Consider the following 3,284-nt stretch of genomic DNA (forward strand, 5'->3'; position numbering starts at 1 on the left):
GATTTATCTGTAATACCGAATTTGTTTTTTGCAGGTATAAGTTTATATATTAACTCATTATCCCCGTCTAAAGACCTATAAGCTGTTGCAACCGCATTAATATTATTATATTCTCTAGTTTTATCTGTACTTTCACTTATTAAGGCTATTTCTGTATCTAATACTATTTGATCTTTCTTTCTCTTCGTTTGAGAAGATAGTTCTCTATTTGTATCTAAAGCTGTTGCTAAAGCTTCGGCTAACCCTACATATTCATTGCCTTTTTTCTTAATCTTAGAACTTAATAAATCATCTATTGTACTAACCACTATATCTATAATCTCAACAAATACATGTAGCGTCATTTTAGCAATATAATTAAAACTCAACCTGTCTTTTTCAACTGGTTTACCTTCTTTGTATTCAGTAATAGCTTTATCATATCTTTCTTTCCAACCAAATTGGGAAGTTGGATGGAAATTATATCCTATTAACACTCTGTCGTTTTCTTGCATTATATCTACTACGTTTAATATTGAATTTAAAGGTTCATTTGAAGATTTGTTTACATCTAAAGAAAATGCATCGTCTTTTTTGTAAAACATTTGATATCTTGTAGCTTTAGTCGAAAACTCTTTTATTGGCTCTACTTCTTCAACTGTACATTTGCTCCATATTTCAGCTAACTTTTCTAATATAATCGTTTTGAATACATCAGGCACTATAAAATAAAAATTAGCATTTTTGTTTTCAATGTCTATTATATAACTAACCTTAAACTGAGTTTCTAACCACAGTTTTTTTTGCTCTATCCTTATAAGTTTATTAATGGATTTATATGACAAAGCTATTGATTTAGCTATATTGCTAGAATTATAATTCCTAATTGATTTATGAGGTGTTATTTTAAGGTAAACATATTTTGGTTTTACTAATTTAAAAAATTTATCTAATGGCATTGAAGTATCTTTTTTCTTTATTAACGATAACACTATATTTCCCTCCTTAATGAGCCACCTTTGAATCAAGGTAGCCCTTATTACTTATGAAAAAATATCAATTATTAAATCAAAAATCCAAGGTAAAGCAAATAATGTTCCAAAAGCTACACTATATTTCATAATTACCTGTCCTACATTTTTTAATGTACCATGCATTAATTCAGATAATATTTCTTTGGTTGCCATAATGATACAAACCCAATATCCTACCTTTTGAATTATTGTCAAAAATGTCCTTCCAGCTTCATCTATTTTGGTAGGATCAAATGTTCCACCATAAGCTATTTCATGAGGAGTAAAAACAAATAACGAACAAGCTATCATAAAAACAAAGAATGTTTTAGCTTTATTGTTGTTTAATATCTTACCTGCAATTCTATCTAATGTTCGTAACTCCTCTCTATTTCTATATCTTCTTTTCTTAAATAAAGGTTCACCATTGATGATTATTGAAATTTCCATAATTTATTCTCCTTTACGTGTATATTTATTTTTAAAATTGACAATACTATAAATATAATTCTCCACAACAATTTAATTTTAAAGCGAGGTGTTAATTATGAGTTTTGTATGGGGATATATATTTGCTTATGCAGTAGCTGAATTTTCAGTTAAAGTCGCTCCATTATTAATAAAATAATATTTATTTTTAAAAATAGGTAAAAATATGCATATTTTAGAGATTTCTAGCATATACTCTAACGTATTCACGTGTAAACGGGTAGCGCTTAGAGTAATATAGCCTAAGTCTATGTTTAGGTAGATTTAGGTTTTTTGTTTATATTTTTCAAACATTGAATAACAATTTCAATCATAAAGCTAAAGTTAGAGAATATACTAATATTTGAAATAATAAGAATGTCAGTATAGGATTTTTTATTAATTGCCCTGGTGTAGCTCCAAATATTTTATCATTTCCACACATATAACTTATAACTCCGACACTAGAAATTAATAAACATAATATTAAAAGCAGTGGCTGTAACCATTGTAAGAATATAAGTAAAGCATTTAAAGGATTGTGGATACACCAAACAAAATTCTTTATAAAGTTGTTAATGTTCTTAAAAAATTCTATCATTGTATACCAATCACTATCAGTTACTTTTTCTTTCATATTATCTATTACATTTAAATTTAAATTCTCTATATTTGACACTTCACTCATACCTATTAATGCAAGACCTAATGTTGAGCTATATAGTTTAGTATTTTTAAAACTCTTTTTTTTATAATCAATAAGTTTTTTTCCGTTTCTGTGAACTGATATTTCTAACATTACTTTTCCTCTTTTTCTTGTATTATTGATAATGGTAATCTTCCTTTTAATATTTCTTTTACTATTAAACCTGGCTTATCAAATTCTTTTAATTTTAAATATAATTGAATATCTTCCTCTTTTATTTGTGAAAACTCCATAGTTATCATTAATCTTTTTGGCATAATAAACATCTCCATTCTATTTTTTTGGTGAAACACTCAAACATTTTCTTGAATTTGTCTGATGTTGTTATATTTAATTATATGTTTGATTACAGATTATAGAACCTATTATTTAAAAAAATAATTTTTTTTGAAATATATTTTATAAGACTTAAATTTTAAGCAAATAACATTATTCTATATACAATTAGTTTAAAAGTATAAAAAATATCTTTGTTTTGCACAGATATAGTTCCGATAATTAACTATCGAATGTTATTTTAATATTTATATAATTAATCGTCTTAAATCATTGATATAACTGGGTTTAAAGCATTTTTGAGTGTCATTATTTTAAATATAAAACTTATATTTTTCTTGAAATTTATTTAATATCGTCTAAACCGTTGATATAACTGGATTTTGACGTTATTTATGTTTATTTATTGATAAAATATGAGTATTTTTAATGCTTATAAAAGTAACAAAAACAACGTTATTATGTGGATTTTATCGAGAGCGTTTTCGATAAAGAAATAGCCATTTTTATTGAAATTATTAAATATTGTATAAAAAAATTTGGTTTAAGTTTGTCGTGTAGGAAAATTTATTTGGTGTGAGTGAAACAGCTGTGGGCGGATTCTGGATAAAAAAGACTGGCAAAAGTATAAACCAACCCCCCTAAATATAAAAATATATAACAAAAAAACGTTGTCTTGAGGTAATATAATATTAGTTATATTACCTCAAGACAATTATATAATAATGTAAACGTATTCTATTTATATGTATAAAGATATAAAACATATTATGTAATATTACTATTTATATAGTATTATATAATGATTAGCATAGAACCTATAATATAACATATCCTACCTG

At 25.3% G+C, this 3,284-nt stretch carries 4 protein-coding genes; all 4 read right to left on the reverse strand.

Features of this window, described 5'->3' with window-relative positions:
- The coding region (locus tag Q0H31_RS12995; protein ID WP_295298865.1) for a hypothetical protein at window positions 1–971 on the reverse strand (971 nt) is incomplete at its 3' end.
- Window positions 972–1,022: 51 nt separating this feature from the next.
- Window positions 1,023–1,442: a hypothetical protein gene (locus Q0H31_RS13000; protein ID WP_295298868.1), complete on the reverse strand. Its 420-nt coding sequence runs from the start codon at window positions 1,440–1,442 to the stop codon at window positions 1,023–1,025.
- A gap of 349 nt (window positions 1,443–1,791) precedes the next feature.
- Entirely contained in the window at window positions 1,792–2,259 is a 468-nt protein-coding gene (locus Q0H31_RS13005; RefSeq protein ID WP_295298870.1) for a hypothetical protein, read from the reverse strand.
- Window positions 2,259–2,423 carry a hypothetical protein gene (locus tag Q0H31_RS13010; protein ID WP_295298872.1) on the reverse strand — a complete coding sequence of 55 codons (165 nt, stop codon included), beginning with the start codon at window positions 2,421–2,423 and terminating at the stop codon, window positions 2,259–2,261. The genes Q0H31_RS13005 and Q0H31_RS13010 overlap by 1 nt, the downstream gene beginning before the upstream one ends.
- Window positions 2,424–3,284 lie beyond the last annotated feature (861 nt).

Origin of the sequence: uncultured Brachyspira sp. (genome assembly GCF_934747485.1) — a bacterium.
GTDB lineage: Bacteria > Spirochaetota > Brachyspiria > Brachyspirales > Brachyspiraceae > Brachyspira.

What these genes read in the sequence shown, in the direction of transcription:
- Q0H31_RS13005 (WP_295298870.1), bottom strand. Translation starts at nt 2,259, where the DNA reads ATGTTAGAAATATCAGTTCACAGAAACGGAAAAAAACTTATTGATTAT.
- Q0H31_RS13010 (WP_295298872.1), bottom strand. Translation starts at nt 2,423, where the DNA reads ATGCCAAAAAGATTAATGATAACTATGGAGTTTTCACAAATAAAAGAG.
- Q0H31_RS13000 (WP_295298868.1), bottom strand. Translation starts at nt 1,442, where the DNA reads ATGGAAATTTCAATAATCATCAATGGTGAACCTTTATTTAAGAAAAGA.